The following is an 18,052-nucleotide window of genomic DNA, read 5'->3' as shown; positions in this document are numbered from 1 at the left end:
GCCGACGGCCGGTTCAGTGCGGGTCGACCGCCACGAGCGAGCAGCCGGTGGTGCCGAACGGCTGGACGTCGAAGCCCAGCTGCAGCAGGCACTCGGCGATCGCGGCGTTCATCGTGCGCTGCACCGCCTCGTGCGCGTCGGCGCCGCGCATCTGGTGGCGGCTCATCCGGTCGTGCTGATGCCAGCTGACCAGCACACCCGGGTGCCCGGGCTCGGGCGTGAGGCAGACCCCGCCGGCCGGCCCCTCCCCTGCGCAGTCGTGCAGCTGCAGCCCTGCCTCGAGCAGTGCCGCGGCCACCTCGACCCCCAGCGAGACGAGGTCGTCCTCGTCCGCCAGCGGCCCGTCCCACTCCTCGGGCAGCCGGTCGAGCTGGTCCCCGAGGTCGCTGAGCCACTCCCGCTCCGCCGGCAGCTGCCGGCGGACCAACCGGCCGTCCGAGCGGAGCACGCCGTAGACGGCGCGACCGGCGCCCGCCGGTGCACCGGACATCGCCAGCCAGTCCGCCTCGATCGGGTCGACGAAGGGTCCTGCCAGCACCTGCTCGCGTGCGCCGTCCCCCGACTCCTCGACCAGCCACCAGGCCGGCGGGGTGCCCTGCGCGCCGCCCTGCCGGCCCGCCGGGTGCGCCGCCATGCCCGAGGTGGCCACCGGCGCCACGACGTTGGCCGGCTCAGCGGCCCGCGGCAGGGCCACCGCACCGCCGGAGACCGCTGCTGCCCCCACCGCCACCGGGGCCGCGACCGAGGCTTCGGCTTCGGCCGTGGCCTGCTGGCCCTGCACCTGGTTGCGCTCGAACTCGTACCGCGCGGTCGAGCTCTGCGCGAGGGCCACGACCAGCGCAGCCAGCACCACGAAACCGACCACCGCGACCACCGGCCAGAGCAGCATCACTGCCACCCGGCGGAGACGGCGCCCCAGCTGGCGGCCCGACGCGAGGAGCCCTGCGCCCACCGGAGGAGCGAGGTGGCGGACGACCGCAGGGAGGTGCGCACCGACGTCGGTTCGTCCTCCCCGGGCTCGAACAGCTGGAGCAGGGCGGCCAGGTCCAGCTCCTCCTCCGTCGGGATCACGGTGGACGACGGGCGGGGTGCGAGGTCGAGCGCGGTGTTCACAGAGGGCTCCTCGGTGCAGTCCGTCGCGGCTGGGGAAGTGCCGCGGACATGCCAAAAGCTAGGGCTCCCGCCGCGCCGGACGACGCGCTTTCACACCGTCATCACAGTCCCGTCACCGAATCGTTGTGCAAGCCACCCGAACGGTCGATGACCGGCCTCTGAACAGCCGCCTTGTCGACATCTTCCCTGCGCTGAGCTGGGCTTTCCCAGAATGAAGGCGCGGTCATCCAGATTCGGACCGGTGATTCGGCATGTTGCGCCCGCCATTCCGCAGACGGCCGCCCACATGTCGGAGTCGCGATTCGTGGAGGGTTGAAGACCCTTCCTCGGGCACCACCTGGTGCTGGAGCTGCACCGTCCGAGTGAGGACGGGGGACCCGACGGAGAGCGTCTGCGGTCCTGCCGGTCAGCCGCGACGCGACGCCCGCGCCACGGTGGGGGCCAGGAGGCCGGCGGCTGCCGCCGCCACGAGGGCCAGGGCCACCCGCAGCGGCATCGGCCATCGTCCGCGGTCGGGCTCGCCGGCGGACCGCACCTGCAGATCGGGCACGAGCGATGTCGCCAGTTGGAAGCGCCCGACCCCGTAGTTGCCGCCCGTGGGGACGACGCTGAGCCGCTCGATGGCGCCGTCGTCCAGGGACACCCGGTTCACCCAGAACTCGTCCGGGTCGCTGCCGTCGCCATCGGTGCGCGCGGAGAGGACGAGCACCTCACGCGGCGACGCCCAGCCCAGCACCCGGCGCGACTCGGCGACCGCCCCTTCCAGGGGCTCGGGGACCTCTGTGGGCCGGCCGGTCGCGGCGACGAAGGCGATGACGTCGGGGATCGACTCCCACTCTTCCTGGCACGCCGTCCACCGGGCTTCCTCGACCAGGTCCAGGCACGGGAACGGCACGCGGGAGGTGGCCAGCAGCGCGCCGTCCGGGGACCAGGCGTCCGCGCCGCCGAGCTGGTGCCCGGCGGGCAGGTCGAGGCTCCGCCGTCCTCCGCCCTCGAGGTCGAACACCTCCACGGTCCCGCCGGCGGTGGAGGAGCGCTGCACGGCGAGCTCGCTGCCATCCGGGGAGAACGCCGCCGTCGACACCTCCGTGGCCCCCGCCAGCGTGTGCACCTCACCGCTGGACACGTCGAGCAGGCCGACGTCCCCCTCGATCGGCATCCCGCTGTAGGGGTTGGTGGGCGTGGCGCCGGCCAGGTAGGCGACGAGCCGCCCGTCCGGGGACCAGGCCACGGGGACGGCGCTGTGCCCTTCAGGCAGGGCGTGCGTGGTGACCTCGCCGTCCCCGAGGTCCAGCACCGCCAGGTCGAGTCGGTCGCTGTCGTGATCGCCCACGACGACCCGGGTGCCCTCCGGGGACAGCAGCATCGGCGCCGGGTCGCCCTGGGTCTCCGGGCCGGCCCGGTCCTCGGCGAGGTCGACCCGCCGGTACACGTCGCCGTGGGCACCGACCGCGACCGCCTGCGGGAAGTCCATGAACTCCACGCCCCAGCCGTGCTGGAAGAGGGCGACCGCACGCCCGGGAGGGGAGTCGGACACGTCGCCGGTCAGGTAGGAGTAGCCGGCCATCCGGTCCGGGATCCCGGCTGCCACGCCGTGATCGGCAGCAGCCGGACCATCGCCGGGCAGCAGGGCCACGACCAGGGCGGGCAGCAGGGCCAGTCCGCCCACGGCCAGCGGGAGACGTCTCCGGGTGCCCACGGCCCCAGCATGGAGCCCGACCGGTCGGTGCGGCCACCTGCTGAGGCGGCCAGCACCTCAAGGGAGCAAGAAGAGACGGTGACCTTCACGCGTGATGCGAGATCGCCGGTCCGCAGGAGTGGGCCCTGTGGGGATCGAACCCACAACCCGCGGAGTAGCGGGTAGTTCATCATCGATGGGGCTCACTCGCCCACCTGACCCTCCGCGAGGTCAAGGTGGTCAGCATCGGGCGGTGGCTGCGAGGGATCGGGGAGACCAGCGGCCCCCACGCGATGAAGACGGCACGGTCGGTCCTGAGCGGAGTTCTACACCTCGCCGTCCGGCACGAGGCCATCCCCCACAACCCTGTGCGCGACGTGGGCAGCGTCCGCGTGCCGGCCAAGCAGACCAAGCGCGACCTCCAGCGGGCGTTCACGCGTGAGGAACGAGAAGCCCTCCTGACCTTCGCCGACGCCGACCCGACGGCTCAGCGCCGAGACCTCGGTGACCTGCTGGCGTTCATGGCCGGCACTGGGGCGCGAGTCGGAGAAGCCTGCGGCGTCCGCTGGTCTGACCTGGACCTGGAGGTGGGCACAGTCAAGCTGGGGTCTCTCCCTGTACGCGTGCCCGGCCAGGGACTGGTGCTGCAGCAGAAGGGCAAGACCAAAGGAAGCACCCGAACTCTGGTACTGCCCCCGTGGTTGGTCTCGCGTCTTCTGACTCGCAAGATCGACGCCATCCCCAACGAGTGGAACGTGGTGCTCTGCTCGCCGATGGGCATGTTGCGCGACACCTCCAACACCACCAAGCACGTGCGGGCACTGCTGGACGCCGCCGGGTTCGAGTGGGCCACCGGACACACGTTCCGCAAGACAGCAGCAACGTGGCTGGACGAGGACGGTGTCTCCGGGCGGCAGGTCGCCAACCAGCTCGGGCACGCCAAGCCGAGCATGACCATGGACCGCTACATGAGCCGTCGCGCCATCACCGAACGGGCTGCCGACGTCCTGTAGGGGGACACGGTCAAGCCGAGCCTGGCCGGTCAGCCGTGAAGCTGCGCACATGGGCTGGCCGTGGCAGAAGCGACGCCCAGCCCCCTCGTACCAGCCACTGCTACGGGAGGGCTTAGGCCACCTCCTCGCGGACTACGTCTGCGAGGTCAAGGAGAGTCCCGATCACGTCGCTGTCCGCGGAGAGGCCGCCCAGTGCCCGTTCGGGATCGACCTCGTCGAGAACCTGGCCATCCTCGATGCTGGCGCCGAGGCGGAGTTCGTGAGCGAGTGGCTGTTACGCGGGCCTGAGGACGTGACCGATCTGCTGCGCCTCATCGAACGCGTGCTGGGCGGTCAAGCCATCACCAAAAAGGAGAAGCTCGGCTTGGGCGAGCTGAAGTCTCATCAGCCGTACTCCCGTATCACCGGCGCGAGCTGACCGGGCCAGGCGGGACCATCGCCTGAGGCTTCGGCTCTCGACGCGTTGGAGCAGACGAAGCGACCACCGCGCAAAACGAGGGGTTTCCGAGGGATCAGGTCCTTGGGCTTCACCCCGAAACGACCGCGCACAGGTGAACTCACTGGTCAACGCCCATAACGCGTGGGCCCCGTGGGGATCGAACCCACAACCCGCGGATTAAAAGCTCGGACGATATAGTGCCGTGACCTGCACGTTCACTGACCAATAAAGGCATTGACCAGCGGATTCACCGTTGGAAGGACATGATCGCGAACGAGCGGTAAGGACCCTTCTGTGGGCGTCTTGTGGGCGCCGGTGTCGCTCAGCGCCTCGGGACGAACCTCAGTTCGCGCGCAACGGACGGGAACGTAGCGAGCACGGTCAAGGAGTTCATCGGTCCGTGCTGTTTCTGTATCTGAAACCGGGCAGGCGACGCTCCGCGCCGCCTGCGACCCGCCCAATCAGACCTCGCGATCCGCCAACGTCCTGACCGCAGCGTCATGGGAGTCGACTCCGCACCCGGCCAAGCTCCGGTCGACCAGGCGACCTACCCGGCGGTTGAGCCGGCTACGCCGGCGCTGAGGGAGCTCCGCTCCCCTCCCAGCAATCCGAGCCTGCGGGCGCGTCCGCTCCGGTCAAGGTCGTACGTCCTCGCTCCGCTCCGAGCGCTCCACCTTGACCTCTACGGCCTCTTGCGCCCGCTGACTTCTTCTTGCCGGAGGGGGCGGGGGGTGGTTGGCCGCCAGGACTGCGGTGGTGGAGCTGGCGGCCGGGGGTGGCAGTCGCATAGTGGGGTGGTGCCACTTCGTGATTCCGGCCCGCCACCGCAGCTGCTGCCGGTTCCCGACCACCTCCTCATCACCTCCTCCGACAACCTCGCCTTCGCACTCGAGGAGGCCGACCGACGCATGGACCCACCGGTCCCGGTGCGGGTCCGGTGGAACGGTGAGTGGCACGCCCCCTCTCTGCTGCACGGCTGGCAGCAGAGCGAGAACCGCGGCGATGGGTGGCTCGGCTGCGTCGAGTACCACCGCGAGATCGCGCCCGGTTTCGGCTTCGCTGTCGGCCGGTGAACGCCGGCCTGGAACATCGAACGCGCCGAGGAAGACGCACCCCCGTTGTGATCGGGCGCGCTAGCGTGCAGCCTCGGCCTGGCAGCCGCCCCCGTAGCTGCCAGGCCAACTCAGCACATGCCGGTTACGCCGACGCCTGGACCTCGTTTGCTCCGGCCGGCTCCGCCCGTCTCCACGGCGGCACGCTGTTGGGCGGCGGCTCGCCGACCCACTGCCCGGTGACCTTGTCCTTGGGAGCCGTTCCGAGCAGAGCTCGAAACCCCTCTTCTGTCGCGCACTTCTGAATCAGCTTCCGGACATAGGCGTCCTTATAGCCGTAGTCGTTGTGTCGCTCGTCGTAGGTGCAGTACTGCTCGAGGGTCCGTTCCGGGTTTGGGGAGTCGCTGGGGGGACGGACGTCCATCGCCTTCCAGGCCTTCGTGAAGTGCCCCATCGTGAAGTTGTAGGGAATCTGAGCCTGCACCGCCTTCACCACCTGGCTCGGCTTCTTCAAGCCAGAGCCGACGACCTCCCTCTTCCGTTCCTTGATGACGACGAGCCCCTTCTTGCCTGCCGCCTCGACAGCTGCCTTCTGCTCGTCGGTCATGTCGTCAAACCGGGTGTACTGCACCGACAGGGCGTCCGGGTCGCCCTTGGGAGCGAGCTCCTGAAAGACGCGCAGGCGAAGCTCGAACCGCGGGTCGTCCGTCACGGTCTGGTCGAGGTTGGCGCTGTACTCGGTGATGTACCTCCGCAGTGGTGCCGGCAGCGTCTTCCGGAGCCTCCGAAGGCTCCGCTCGCCCTCATCGGTGAAGGAGCCGATAAAGACCGGGAACCGCAGGCGGGTCGCCAGGGAGGCGCTACTGCCGAACTGGGCGACCAGCTCCTCCTCGTAGTTGAGGAGGAGCGCTTGTGCCTGGCCACCGACGACGGCTGACAGCGCCTGCTGCTGCTGCGCGAACCGGTGCTCAACCTTATTGCGCAGACCGATGAAGAACTCGATGTTGGCGCGGACGGGATCGCGATCGCTCGTCCACCGTTCGCGGACGCTCTTGGCCAGCTCCCACCGCTTCGGCTCGCCGTCGATCTTCTCCAGCAGACGCGGGTTGTCCTTCTGGTGGTAGCGGAAGTCGATGGCGTCCCTGGTGAACTCGGCGTGGAGGAGGTAGAGCCACGCGAGGTGCATGTGGACGACGAAGGCCTCGAAGGAACGGACCTCGGCGGGATCGTTGTACAGGCGAACAGCCAGGGATGCCTCGTCCCTTGAGGCCTCGACCATCGGCCAGTGCTTGCGTGGGCGGGGCACACGGACTCCCTCTGTGGGGGACGCCAACGTAGTTGCGCTGACGGGGGTTGCCCATCGGAAGCTGGACGGACCGGCCGAGGCTTGCCTCGGCGATCGACTGTGCGGCGTCTTCCTCCAGGCGTTGGCGGCCTGACCTCTTCGATCCCCGCGGGCTCTCGGCACCTCAACAGCAGGTGGGCAGCCAGCGATGACCGCGCCACCTGTTTAAGGGACGCGGCCATCGAGCACGACTGCCCACCGGATCTCGCCACGTGAGCAGCAGCGCAGCCGCTCGCAGAGTTAGAAGTTGTAGGCCGTTGAGGCCTCGCTTCATTCCTAAAGAATCAGCATGCGCTCCAGCTGTTCCCTGTCTGGGTCCTCGAGCAAAACCGATCCACCGCGCAGCTGCAGCTCCACGACATGCTTGTAGACCTGGAGTGCTCGGTTCACGATCGTCGTCTTGTTCGCCTCCTCAACGTCGACGAGCCACTGCAGGTCCTGGGCGGGCCGCTTGTTCAGCTCGACAACGAGGCGTCGAGGCGCCTCCCCACCTCCGTCGGTGCTGGGGGTGGGTCGCCTGCGACCCGGCTGCTGGGTCGTGTCCGGTTCGGTTGTTGCGGGTCGTTCGGTGTTCACGGTGTTCGTCATGGTGTCCTCCTGAGCCAGCCCGCTTGGCTGGCATATTTCCGCGCTCTCTGGCGGTGATAGCTGTTGCGCAGGGGTCATGCGGGCCAGCGCGGATCTTCCCGCGCAGCAACCCGCCGACGTGCGCACCGGCTGGGTGACCACAGCACCGTCAAGGTGCCTGGTCGAGCGTTGCGCTACCTGTGTGCTCTCTCCTGGGGACGACTCGTCCCCAGACCCCTCCATCGGGGCGTGCTGACCGAGTGGGCTCTTGCGATCACCCGTTGAGCTGTCGTGGCCTGCGACCGCTCCTCGATCGTCCGGACCTAGGCGGCGGTTCGCCGCCGCACAGTCCTCGCATCCTGCCGTGACACGCCCCTGGCGCGCTGAGCTGCAGGTTCACTGCAGTGCCCGGTCGATGTCATGACGATGACGGTACACCCGTCGCACTAGCAATACCAGTCTTACTGACATGACACCCCATCCAGCGATAACAACAGGGCGTGCAGAACTTGTCACACAGAGGACGTTCTTGTCGTACCCGCTGGTACTATGGGGCCACCACAAGCGCGACACGTGGACACCAGGAGGAACCAGTCATGTGCACCACCCACATGCACCAACCGCCCCGCCCGGGGCGGTACAGACACCGACACCGAGGAGACCCGCTATGCCCGAGCACGACGACGACGATGCGAGCAACCCTGACCTGACCCCGGCCCCCACGCCGGCCCCGCAGCCTGTCTCCAGCAGCGCTGGGTCCCCGCCCGAGTACGGCGGTCCGCCGCCGCCCCCCGAGGACGACGCCTTCATCACGGCGCCGGCCATCGAGCTCAAGGCCAGCCTCACCGGCGTCGAGGCGAAGGCCACCCTTCCGGTCGCCTCTCTCGTGGCCGCGCTCGTCCTGGTCATCTTCGGGGCGATCATCTGGGTGACCGCTGCGGCCCTGCCCGGCATCGTGGTGATGATCTTGGGGGTCATCATCCCGACCGTCTGGCAGCGCACGATCGGACGGACCATCAACAACCAGCGCAAGACCAAGTAGCCGGGGAAGGCGGCAGAGCGCGGCACGACGGGGTCGGCGTCCACACGGACGCCGCCCTTTTTTCTATCGCCCACCTGGCAGATAAAGGACGTTCTCGGCCACCTCCTCTCCCCGGAGCTGCGGGGCCGACCATGCTGGGCCGCCGATCGACGAGCTGTTCAGATCGGTTGCCGGACGTGGTGCTGTGATGGGACCCGTGACGAACCGTGAGCGCCCGGCCGGCGACTTCGACTACGAGCGGCATGGCCAGGACTACGCGGTCTTGCGTCAGACCGACCCACGGATCGAGGGGAAGGTGCACGCGGCCCTCGGCGTCAGCCGGACGGTGCTCAACGTCGGCGCCGGGGCCGGGTCCTACGAGCCGACCGACCGGTACGTGCTGGCGGTCGAGCCGTCGGCGGCGATGCGCGCGCAGCGTCCTGCCACGGCGGCGCCGGCGGTCGACGCGGCGGCCGAGCGGCTGCCCTTCGACGACGACAGCTTCGACGCGGCCATGGCCACGGTGACCGTCCACCAGTGGAGCGACATCGAGCAAGGCCTACGCGAGATGCGACGGGTCAGCCGTGGTCCGGTCGTCGTCCTCACCATCGACGCACCGGCGCTGCAGGACTTCTGGTTGAACGACTACTTCCCCGAGGTCATCGCCCTCGACCAAACGCGGTTCCCGACGATCGAGGAGCTGACCAGCACCCTCGCCCACGGCAGCGCCGGGGTGCGCGTCGAGGTGGTGCCGGTGCCTGCTGACTGCGTCGACGGGTTCGGGGAGGCGTTTTACGCCCGCCCGGAGGCATTCCTCCGCCCGGAAGTCCGTGCCGCCACCTCCGGCTTTAGTCTGACCGACCCAGCTGCCGTGCAGCGCGGCCTGGAGCGTCTTGCAGAAGACCTGGCCAGCGGGGCTTGGGACCAGGCGCATGGCCACGTGCGCGAGCTGGCCGAGTACGACGGCGCCCTGCGCCTCATCACCGCGAACACCTGAGCCCAGCTCGACCATGTCGGAAACGCCGGCGGTCTCAACGGGTCTGCGCAACGGCCTCGTTGAATGCTTCGGCGGGAGTCTTCCAGCCCAGGGTTCTTCGGGGTCGTCCGTTGAGGCGTGCGGCGATGGCGTCGAGGTCGTCTTGAGTGAATGCGCGCAGGTCAGCGCCCTTGGGCAGGTATTGGCGCAGGAGCCCGTTGGTGTTCTCGCTGCTGCCTCGCTGCCAAGGGCTCTTGGGGTCGCAGAAGTAGACGCTGACCCCGGTGGCGACGGTGAACTGGGCGTGTTCGGCCATCTCCTTACCCTGGTCCCAGGTCAGGGAACGGCGCAGCTGGGCCGGCACCCCCTGGATCGCAGCAGCTAGGGCAGGGTGAACCTGCTCGGCCTTCTTGCCCTCGGGCAAGGCCACCAGCGCTACCAATCGGCTGGTTCGCTCTACCAGGGTGGCGACCGCGCTGGGCAGCTTGCCCAGCACCAGGTCGCCTTCCCAGTGCCCGGGCACCGCCCGGTCCTCGACCTCGGGCGGGCGGGCGGAGATCGGAATGGTGTCCCGGAGTTGCCCGCGGCCGGTTGGTAGCTTGGCGCCGCGGGGGTGGCGGGTGGCCCGCCCGGTGCGCAGCGACCTGGTCAGCTCGCGCGCCAATTCGCCTCTGGCCTGCACGAACAAGGTCAGGTAGATGGTCTCGTGGGAGACGCGCATGTCCGGGTCGTCGGGAAAGTCCACGACCAAGCGTGCCGCGATCTGCTGCGGAGACCACTCCAGCCCTAACCCCCGCACGACCTCAGCGCGCAGCCGGCCATGGACGGCCAGCTTTGCCGGCTTCGGTCGCAGCGCCCGCACATCGGCGGCAGCGTCGGCCGCCGCGGCCCGGTAGGCCTCCCGCCCGCCGTTGCGGGCCAGCTCTCGGCTGATCGTGGGCGCCGGCCTGCCCAGGCCCCGGGCGATCGCCCGGCACGTGGCACCGGCGGCGATCCCGCGGCTGATCTCTTCCCGCTCGGCCGCGGTCAGCGCCAGTCGGCCCCGCCGACGGGCCGGTGGCCGCACCCCACCGCAAGCCTCCACGTATCTGCGCATCGGCCCGCGGGACACCCCCATCGACCGGGCCACCAGGCGCAGCGACTGACCCGACCGCCACTGCACCCACAGCTGCTCCTGCTGCTCCACCGACAACCCGAACGACTTCACGCCAACCGCCTCTCAGACCACGAGCCCGTGATCATCCACAGAGGCTGTTGCACGCACCCATTGAGACCGCCCCCGTTTCTGGGCCGCCTCCCGCACCCCTTCAGTCGTCGGGCGTTTGCGCAGGTCGGCCGATGGGTTCACCGGCCCAGAACTCGTGCCCGAAATCAACGGCCCGAATCCGGCGACCCCTGATGCTTGTGGGTCGCTCCGCTGGTCCGCCGATGTGACCCTCACCGACGCAGTGGTCGTGCTCCTGGTGACACTGCTCGGCGTCCTGTACGCCCGGACGGCGCCGTCATGGTGTGCCTTGCACGCTGCCCGTGCGCACTCAGAGGTAGCTGTCTTTCCTGTATCGCCCTTGCCGTGCCTGCTGAGCTGCATCGGCGATGCTCGCGCGGTGATCGTCCCTGTACTTGTCGAGGAAGGCGTCGACCTGGGGCCCCGACCAGCCAGCTGCGGCGATGAGCGCCCACACCCCCAGCTCGTCGTTCGGATGCTGCGGATCGCTTAGACGCCGATCCGCCTCGGCCGCGATCACCGCGATCGCGTCGGACGGAAGCACCAGTTGGAGGACGGCGACGGCACGTTGGGCGCCCTCGGCCAGTAAATCGACGTCTTGGCGGTGGCACCACAAAGCCGGCTCCGGGTCGTCCGGATGCTGACGTCCGAGACGGACGATGGCACCACCAAGGCCGTGGTTGACCATCGTGGCCTCGCGAGGATGACCCGCCAGGTCCTTCAACCAGTCCACGTCCTGGGGTGAACCGGTGACGGCGAGGGCCATCACCATCTGGTACCGCGTCTCCCAGGTCCGCTCGTCGCCCACTTCGCGCTCGAGAGCGGCACGAACAGCGGGACCCGTCGAGGCATCGGCCAGGCCGCGCAGCCGCTTGGCACCTCGGCGTCGTTGCGGGGAACGAGGGTGGTCAAGCAGCTCCAAGGCCTCAGCTCGGGTCAGCGCCATGCCCGCTGTCTACCAGCAGCGGCCGACCAGCCCACAGGTCATCACGCGTCTTCGACGCGGCTGCATGCCGACGTCCTCACCAGCTACCTGAGCGTCCGCGATCACCGTTAGATCAAGGACGTTCTCCATGGGTCAGCCGGCTGCGCACCACAACGCGGCTGTCCAGGGGGCACCGAACCGCTCGAGGACTGGCGCCCCCAGATGATGGCCGCATGAGCGACGCCCCCGACGCACAGGTGCCCCCGCAGGTCCTGCAGCTGGCCATCTCCGAGGAGGTCCCCGACAGGATGGAGGCAGGTCTACGCCTGGCCTCCTTCGCAGGGCAGTCGACCGTCGATGCGCTGCCCCATCGCCTGCTACTGGATGACGAGAACACCGCGGTCACCTACGAGACCGCCGAAGCACTCCTGGCCCGCAAGGACCTGGCCGGCGCCCGCGCCGTCGCCCGGGCCATTGCCGAAGCCGACCCACGAGACCTGACAACGGCATGGATCGGCGACGCAGTGCACAACGAGTGGCGGATGCGTCAAGAAGACCTCGATCTAGGCCATCGGCTGTGCGAGGCCCTGCTCAACTCCGACGAGGCACCTGTCCGCCAGGGAGCTGCTGCCCTCGCTGCCTACCTCGACCACGGGGCGTGGCCGGGCGGCCCTATCCCTTCCGTATCGCAGCCTCGGCGCCCTGGTCTGCTGGCTCGCCTCCGTGCTCACGCCCGGCCTCGACCGCACCGTTAGATAAAGGACATCACGTAACGGTCGGTGGTGTGGAGGCTGGCGAAGCGCGAACGGGCCACGGACTGTCAGACCAGCGGGATACAACTCAGGAGTGAGCGGAAAGCGCAAGCACAACACGAAACGACACAGGTCCCCCCGGCGCAAGGGCCGGACCAGCCACAGTCCTCGCCCCGGTCGCAGCAACGAGGCAGATGACCTGCTTCACCGCCGTCTGAGTGGCCACGTCGAGCGGATCGAAACGCTTTTGGCGGAGGCCGACGGCGACTGGTCGCTGGTGGCAGACCGTGCCGACGCGCAGGTCTCATCGCTCGTTGTACAGGCGCAACAGGCGCTCGCACTTTGGCATCCCTTGGATGCGCTCGCCTGGCTGCGGATGTCCAACGTCCCACTCAACCCCGAGACCTATCAGGAGAGCACCTTCCAGGGCTCCCTGGCCGTAGTCGAGCTGGCTGGCTTGCTCCTCCTCGCCCGCGACCCGGTCGATGCACGAGTCGGCTCGTTGCCCGCAATGGCATCCCTGACCCAAGATGGGCACGACCTAGCCGATCCCGGTCACGTCGCTCAAATGTGCCGTGACGTGATTGCAACGCTCCAAGAAGTCTTGGATGTCGCCACCGTGCGCGAGATTGCGGGGGCGATGGCGGCCGGGGAGGCCGCGCGCAACGAATACATCCCCATCCGCATGCGCAGCCGCGAGGTGGGACTGCGCAACATCGAGTATGAGCACAAGCATCGACGCGCCCTGGTCGAGCAGTTCTCTCGTCCTGGTATCGCCGAGCTGGTGCTGCAGCACTGCGGTTTCGAGATGACCGATGCCTTGGCTGTCCTTGACGTCTTCAACGCTCAACTCAACGATGCCTTCCACGCCTCGATCGGTCATGCTCGCACGGAGATTCGCGCCTTTCGAGAAGCGACCGACCTGGAAGTCGTGCGCCTCCGAGAGTCGCTCGGCGCGGAGACCCAGCGCATGGAACGCGCCTTTGCGATGACCGTGGGCACCGATCGACTGGGCCAGCGCGCCGCACGAAGTGCCGTAGCGCTGGCGGAGCTCGCCGGCCGTCCCCTCGACCGCGTGGAGGCGGTCCTCAGGGCCTTCTCACAGCGTCTGCGCGGCCCCGGCTTCTCGGCGCACGCTGCCGTGCTCGACTTTCTACACGGGCGGAACGAGTGGCGTCTACGACCCATCGTGCGCACCGACGACGACCTCTACTACGCCTTAGACATAGGCCTGATGCTCTTCGCACTGCGAGAGGTTGCGGAAGCCAGCCTGCCGCAGAACGCACGACCCAAGTACGCCAAACACACGGCGGACTGGATGGAAGACACATCCATCCAAGCGCTGGTCGACGTCCTGCGCCCGGACCGAGTCCTACGCAATCTCGAGTACATCGATCGTGACGGGGCAGCTCGGGAACTCGACGCGCTCATCATCTGTGACCGGGTAGCTATCGCCGTCGAAGCGAAGGGTGTCGGGCTCAGCGCCCGTGCCCGTACCGGTGATGCACTACGGCTACGACGGGACCTCGGACGGATGGTCGAGGACACACTGCACCAAGCAGACCGGGTTCGAGACGCCATCTTGTCCGAGGGCCTGATCCGGCAGCGAGGATCTGATAGCCCCATCGACCTCAAACACATCAAACGTGTCTTACCAATCGCGGTCACGCTTCACGACGTGACCACGATCGCAGGCACGGTCGACGAACTGATCCGTGAGAACGTCGTGGCTTTCGACGGAACGCCACCCTGGCTGGTGAGCCTTCATGACCTCCGCGTGATCACCGACATCACCGAAGGACCCGCTCAACTCCTGGCATACCTAGATCACCATGAGCGGCTCATCGACCTCAGCATGCTCAGCGTCGCCGAGGAACTCGACCTCTTCATGCTCTTCCTCTCGGAAGGGCTCTACATGGGTAACTTCCTGGACGAGGAAGGACGCCCACACACGCGCTTACTTCTTCCCTCCCAGACCGATGCCCTCGACGCGTACTACATGTTCGCCACCGGTCTGCGCCGGACGCCAGCACCCAAACCGCGCCAGACGTGGAATCCGCCCACCTTCGTCTCACTGCTGCAACGTCTAGAACGCGAACGGCCCGAAGGCTGGACGACTGCAGTCATCAACCTCCAGCAAGTCGATGATCAGGTGCGCAAGAAGTTGGGGGGCATGCCGCGCTGGCTCATCCGCCGAGCTCGCGAATCTCGCACGGCCCGCAACCTGACCATGTGCTTTCAAGGCCCTTTCACTTCCGCGTCAGGCATCAGCGGTCTAGCCGGTCCTCCAGGCAGTGATCGCGACGACGTCAAGCGCCTCCTCGACCAGCTGTGCAGAATGCGGAAGCACACACAACAAGCCGCAACGTGGACGGGAATCGGAGTCCAAGCTGATGCCCCCGACGCTCCCTTGCTGCTGGTCCAACTTGATGAGCACTGGAAGCCTGATGCCGAGCTCGATGCCCTGATCCACGAGTTGAACATTCGGCCGGCTCGGGAGGTCAGCGCACCTTGGGGGAGTTGAGGTAAGCCCTCATCGCGGGGCGGGGTGCTCGGCTCGCGTGTTCGGCCTGAGACCACGTCATACAGGTGCTGCGTGGTAGGCCGAGGCGTCCGCGGGCCGGTCGCCGGGCGCATGCCACAGACCGACATCGAGGTCGGACAACTCATCAGCGACCAGCCGCCCAGCTCCAGGGCTTCCCGGAGATGACCGCTCTCCACGGCCCCGATCAGCTCACGCAGCAACCGCGCCTGCCGTGCCAGCTACCTCGGCAGCGCATCAACCCAGCCGAGGCCGCCGGCCGGTGCAGGACCTGCCGGCAAGTCGAAGGCCCCGTCTCGTGCCCCCCGGGGCTATCTCCACGCCGGCGTGAACGAGAACCGGCTGACGCGCCGGATCATGCTGAACCGTCGTGGCCGGCGATGAGCCGGTCAGTGCGCTGCGTCGTAGGCCTCGACGACTGCGGTGGGGATCCGGCCGCGCTCGGATACCTCGTGGCCGTTCTCCCGGGCCCAGCTGCGGATCTCACCGGTGTCCTTACGACCCGCCGCTGCGAAGCTGCTCGCGGCCTTCCGACCTTGCGTCCCACCTCGTGACGCGCTGGTCTTCCGGGCGGCGTCGACGTAGCGGCTCAGGTCCGCCCGCAGCTGCACGGAGTTCCCCTCCGATAGGTCGATCTCATAGCTCTGACCATCGAGGGCGAAAGCGACGGTCTCCCCGCGCCCCTCTTCTAGCACCTGCCCGGTCAGGTCGTCCTCAAGCACAATCGTCGTCTTGCGAGCCACTGAACATTCCTTACACATTGAGCATCCGGTCAATCACAAGCTACTTCACCCGGTCCAGGAGCATGTGCGGTGAGCTGGCGGGCTTTCGAGTCCGCATCCGGCGCGACTTGTCGGTGGCTGGCTCCATCATCGGTGGTGGATTCGATCGGCGGGTCCACGATCCGAGGAGCAGCCATGCCCAAGGCCAACATCGAGACCTACAACGACGGCGGCGAGTGGAAGAGCCGGCGGGAAGGCAGCACCCGCGCCTTCGCGACCGGAGGCACTAAGGCCGAGCAGCAGGCGCAAGGGCGCGCGGCCGCCAAGCGTGACGGTGTCGAGCACGTCATCAAGAACCTGGATGGCAGGATCGGTCAGAAGAACAGCTACGGCAACGACGACTCCCCGCCGAGGGGCTGACTTTCTGCCAGCCGGCCGACGTCGCGGGGGTGATCATCCGCGCCGTCGGCTGGTGCCGTGGCCTAGCAACGCGCGCCCGACACTCTGAGGGCAGTCGAGTCCCTGAGTATATTCGCGTCCACTTAACAAGTTGTTAGCTCATGCAGCTCGATGCCTCTGCGTAAGTACCGTCAAGCTTCAGGATTAAGTGCGCGCCGGAGGTCCTCGACGGCCTGCGTGGGGTCAGGGGCGCCGCCATCGAGAACCATCTGCTCAATGGCCCCAACGACTAGATCAATAGTGGTCCGTTCCGTCAGCGAGCCAGTCACTTCGACGGACGTGCCCAGTGATCGGCCAAAATTTCGCGTCCTCTTACCCAGCGGCCCCCAGTCGACTCGGTGGTCAAGGTCGTTTGGGCGACTCTGATTCTGTCCGTCAGCGTTGTCGGCCAGCAGGTGCAACTCAACTCGGTTCACCGCTGCCTCAGGAGCAAACAGGCTGGCCAGCGCATGAGGCACGGTGACTGCGGCGCCGCTCAGCGCATCGCGCAGAACAGTTGCAAGCTCGACCAGGGACAATAGCGCTCGGACTGAGATTGCAACATCGACGGTTATCCGAACAAGGTCACCCCTGCCTATGCGCGGCATGGTGACAGTAATCAAGGACCCGACACCACTAGAAGCGTCTCCGCCCAGCCGATAGGTGGCGTCCGCGGTGGTCTGATGACCTCCCGGCGGTAAATGCCATTCTGCGGGGAGAGCTTGTGGCTCGGCGTCAAGGTAGCCCGATGCCGATGCTGGCCGATGTTGCCGGAAGAGGTTGCGAAGTCGCTCGCTCAAGGCCGCGTTGTCGAGGGCCGCGGTCAGCCGAGCGCGGTCTTCAGGTCGGATTCGCTCGACAGTATCGACGTTGGCCGGGGTGAGCACCGCAGTGGCGCGGAGCATAAGAAGCGGCACACTGGACCACCCCGCCGGGACGCCACCGCTGCCTGGCGGCCACGCATATTCGGAGCGGTATCGGAAAGCGTGTTGGCGCGGAACTAGGGGGTCGACTTGTGGCAGTTGCCTTGCCGCCGACGATTCGTGAATAAGAGACGGGGTGCGAGCTTGGTCGGATACGTCCAGCAGTTGATGGGCGCCGCCCCGAACGTAACCCGGACGGGGAGCTACCTCAAAGGCATTGACAAGACCTGTCGTGACCCTTTGTGCGAGCCCAGCAGAGTCGCGCCATTGGACGGTCGTATGCCGACTGCTGACTTTCTGGCGGAACGTCTGTAGTGCTATTGCCCGGCGCCCCGTGTCGACGAACTTGGCGGGGATGTCCTGCGGCGCCCCATGAGTAAACGCAAGAACTGGGATGCCGCGGGCATGTGCGTAGTCGTACTCACGCTCCGTGTAGCTGATATTTCCATCAGTCATAGAGCCGTACCGGCCTGCGAGCATCAACACGAAGTAGTCAGTGCTGTCAATGATCGGAGTGATGACGTCCCACGGCGGCAAGGCGCTGGCCTGGAACAGCTCCATCCCCGCTGGAATGCCACGCAAGTTCAAGATCGCTTGGGTGACGGCAAGGCGCTCGTCCTCTAGGTCGATGAAGGTTGAGCTGAGGAAAACCTGATAGCGCTTGCCGGTCACCCCCCAGCTCTACCACCTGACACTGCTGCGCCGCGACGGCTCACATGACCCGCGGGACAGACATCCGCCTCACCCGCTGATAAAGGAGGCTATTAGCGGGTCCCTGTCGGACCCCTGATCCAGCGTCCCGGGCATGGGGACCCGGCGTCAGCGCGACCGGCAAGGCCGCAGGTGGGCCAGCGGCGTGGGCCGACGTCGCCGCAGTCGACCACGGCGCGGTGGTCGTGCTCGAGAAGCTGCAACCCGCCGGCGCCAGGGCACTCGATCTGGTCGACGGTGCGCTGAGGCCCTCGGGCGTTGATCAGCTCGGTCTTGTCACCCCTCGAGGGTCGAAGGTCTCGTCACCCCTCGAGGGTCGCAGTACGTATGAACAGCTTTCGCTGCGTGGCTGATGCGCCCGGTGCGGCTCGTGCGGCTTGCAGTGGGGCACCGCGGGAACCAAGCCCTTCTCGTCAGGGCTCTCAGACCCACAGGCGGATGCGTTGACGCCACACCCGTGGACGGGCCGCTCGTCAGTGCCCCCCCTCCGCTGATGTCAGCCCACCAGGCGACGTCCCCAAGCAGAACGCAGCGTCCGACACACCTCTTGCACCTGCGGTACGAAGGGGCGTCCCGTCGCCGAGGCGGGGTGCTCGTGGGCGTCACCGGC

At 67.7% G+C, this 18,052-nt stretch carries 17 protein-coding genes; 8 read left to right on the top strand and 9 right to left on the bottom strand.

The genetic code is table 11. The features are described from left to right. Positions 1–13: 13 nt before the first annotated feature. The 3 genes from O2W16_RS11695 to O2W16_RS11685 form a co-directional block, all read right to left on the bottom strand. A complete protein-coding gene (locus O2W16_RS11695; RefSeq protein WP_269159000.1) occupies positions 14–889 on the bottom strand; it encodes a hypothetical protein in 876 nt (291 codons plus the stop codon). Beyond that, positions 889–1,113 carry a hypothetical protein gene (locus tag O2W16_RS11690; protein ID WP_269158999.1) on the bottom strand — a complete coding sequence of 75 codons (225 nt, stop codon included), beginning with the start codon at positions 1,111–1,113 and terminating at the stop codon, positions 889–891. The genes O2W16_RS11695 and O2W16_RS11690 overlap by 1 nt, the downstream gene beginning before the upstream one ends. Before the next feature lie 406 nt (positions 1,114–1,519). Further along, the gene (locus O2W16_RS11685) at positions 1,520–2,812 is read right to left on the bottom strand and encodes a WD40 repeat domain-containing protein (protein WP_269158998.1); all 1,293 of its coding nucleotides are present in this window, start codon (positions 2,810–2,812) and stop codon (positions 1,520–1,522) included. A gap of 215 nt (positions 2,813–3,027) precedes the next feature. On the opposite strand from O2W16_RS11685, the gene O2W16_RS11680 reads away from it, so the two are divergent. From O2W16_RS11680 to O2W16_RS11670, 3 genes are all read left to right on the top strand, one after another. After that, a complete protein-coding gene (locus O2W16_RS11680) occupies positions 3,028–3,804 on the top strand; it encodes a tyrosine-type recombinase/integrase (RefSeq protein WP_269158997.1) in 777 nt (258 codons plus the stop codon). 49 nt (positions 3,805–3,853) lie between these two features. Then, positions 3,854–4,222, top strand: coding sequence for a hypothetical protein (locus O2W16_RS11675; protein ID WP_269158996.1), 369 nt, complete (start codon positions 3,854–3,856; stop codon positions 4,220–4,222). Positions 4,223–5,040: 818 nt separating this feature from the next. Next, complete coding sequence (locus tag O2W16_RS11670) at positions 5,041–5,316, top strand: hypothetical protein (protein WP_269158995.1); 276 nt, start codon at positions 5,041–5,043, stop codon at positions 5,314–5,316. Between the two features lie 124 nt (positions 5,317–5,440). On the opposite strand, the gene O2W16_RS11665 is transcribed toward O2W16_RS11670, so the two are convergent. Then, the gene (locus O2W16_RS11665) at positions 5,441–6,574 is read right to left on the bottom strand and encodes a DUF3644 domain-containing protein (RefSeq protein ID WP_269158994.1); all 1,134 of its coding nucleotides are present in this window, start codon (positions 6,572–6,574) and stop codon (positions 5,441–5,443) included. Between the two features lie 342 nt (positions 6,575–6,916). After that, positions 6,917–7,228, bottom strand: a complete 312-nt coding sequence (locus O2W16_RS11660; protein ID WP_269158993.1) for a hypothetical protein — start codon at positions 7,226–7,228, stop codon at positions 6,917–6,919. Between the two features lie 646 nt (positions 7,229–7,874). Here O2W16_RS11660 and O2W16_RS11655 point away from each other — a divergent pair. Then, entirely contained in the window at positions 7,875–8,249 is a 375-nt protein-coding gene (locus O2W16_RS11655; RefSeq protein WP_269158992.1) for a hypothetical protein, read from the top strand. 187 nt (positions 8,250–8,436) lie between these two features. After that, positions 8,437–9,225: a class I SAM-dependent methyltransferase gene (locus O2W16_RS11650; protein ID WP_269158991.1), complete on the top strand. Its 789-nt coding sequence runs from the start codon at positions 8,437–8,439 to the stop codon at positions 9,223–9,225. Positions 9,226–9,259: 34 nt separating this feature from the next. Here the strand turns inward: O2W16_RS11650 and O2W16_RS11645 are convergent, their stop codons facing one another. Beyond that, positions 9,260–10,411: an IS30 family transposase gene (locus O2W16_RS11645; RefSeq protein WP_269158990.1), complete on the bottom strand. Its 1,152-nt coding sequence runs from the start codon at positions 10,409–10,411 to the stop codon at positions 9,260–9,262. A 328-nt stretch (positions 10,412–10,739) separates the two neighbouring features. Beyond that, positions 10,740–11,375 carry a hypothetical protein gene (locus O2W16_RS11640; RefSeq protein ID WP_269158989.1) on the bottom strand — a complete coding sequence of 212 codons (636 nt, stop codon included), beginning with the start codon at positions 11,373–11,375 and terminating at the stop codon, positions 10,740–10,742. A 212-nt stretch (positions 11,376–11,587) separates the two neighbouring features. On the opposite strand from O2W16_RS11640, the gene O2W16_RS11635 reads away from it, so the two are divergent. Together O2W16_RS11635 and O2W16_RS11630 are read left to right on the top strand one after the other, a co-directional pair. Further along, positions 11,588–12,109 (top strand): hypothetical protein, encoded by a 522-nt coding sequence (locus tag O2W16_RS11635; protein WP_269158988.1) that lies wholly within the window; start codon positions 11,588–11,590, stop codon positions 12,107–12,109. 91 nt (positions 12,110–12,200) lie between these two features. Beyond that, positions 12,201–14,630, top strand: a complete 2,430-nt coding sequence (locus O2W16_RS11630) for a hypothetical protein (RefSeq protein ID WP_269158987.1) — start codon at positions 12,201–12,203, stop codon at positions 14,628–14,630. 407 nt (positions 14,631–15,037) lie between these two features. Here O2W16_RS11630 and O2W16_RS11625 read toward each other — a convergent pair whose 3' ends face one another. Beyond that, positions 15,038–15,391 (bottom strand): histone-like nucleoid-structuring protein Lsr2, encoded by a 354-nt coding sequence (locus O2W16_RS11625; RefSeq protein ID WP_269158986.1) that lies wholly within the window; start codon positions 15,389–15,391, stop codon positions 15,038–15,040. Positions 15,392–15,565: 174 nt separating this feature from the next. On the opposite strand from O2W16_RS11625, the gene O2W16_RS11620 reads away from it, so the two are divergent. Then, positions 15,566–15,790, top strand: a complete 225-nt coding sequence (locus tag O2W16_RS11620; protein WP_269158985.1) for a DUF2188 domain-containing protein — start codon at positions 15,566–15,568, stop codon at positions 15,788–15,790. Between the two features lie 170 nt (positions 15,791–15,960). Here the strand turns inward: O2W16_RS11620 and O2W16_RS11615 are convergent, their stop codons facing one another. Continuing rightward, on the bottom strand, positions 15,961–17,403 hold the full coding sequence (locus O2W16_RS11615; RefSeq protein WP_269158984.1) for a DUF4062 domain-containing protein: 1,443 nt from the start codon (positions 17,401–17,403) through the stop codon (positions 15,961–15,963). Positions 17,404–18,052 lie beyond the last annotated feature (649 nt).

The organism is Modestobacter sp. VKM Ac-2984, from assembly GCF_026967985.1.
GTDB lineage: Bacteria > Actinomycetota > Actinomycetes > Mycobacteriales > Geodermatophilaceae > Modestobacter.
This window is presented reverse-complemented; position numbering and strand designations above follow the sequence as displayed.

Excerpts from the sequence above, each read along its gene's own strand:
- O2W16_RS11635 (WP_269158988.1), top strand. The coding sequence starts at position 11,588 with ATGAGCGACGCCCCCGACGCACAGGTGCCCCCGCAGGTCCTGCAGCTG.
- O2W16_RS11660 (WP_269158993.1), bottom strand. The coding sequence starts at position 7,228 with ATGACGAACACCGTGAACACCGAACGACCCGCAACAACCGAACCGGAC.
- O2W16_RS11695 (WP_269159000.1), bottom strand. The coding sequence starts at position 889 with ATGCTGCTCTGGCCGGTGGTCGCGGTGGTCGGTTTCGTGGTGCTGGCT.
- O2W16_RS11655 (WP_269158992.1), top strand. The coding sequence starts at position 7,875 with ATGCCCGAGCACGACGACGACGATGCGAGCAACCCTGACCTGACCCCG.
- O2W16_RS11640 (WP_269158989.1), bottom strand. The coding sequence starts at position 11,375 with ATGGCGCTGACCCGAGCTGAGGCCTTGGAGCTGCTTGACCACCCTCGT.
- O2W16_RS11665 (WP_269158994.1), bottom strand. The coding sequence starts at position 6,574 with ATGGTCGAGGCCTCAAGGGACGAGGCATCCCTGGCTGTTCGCCTGTAC.
- O2W16_RS11620 (WP_269158985.1), top strand. The coding sequence starts at position 15,566 with ATGCCCAAGGCCAACATCGAGACCTACAACGACGGCGGCGAGTGGAAG.
- O2W16_RS11675 (WP_269158996.1), top strand. The coding sequence starts at position 3,854 with ATGGGCTGGCCGTGGCAGAAGCGACGCCCAGCCCCCTCGTACCAGCCA.
- O2W16_RS11650 (WP_269158991.1), top strand. The coding sequence starts at position 8,437 with ATGGGACCCGTGACGAACCGTGAGCGCCCGGCCGGCGACTTCGACTAC.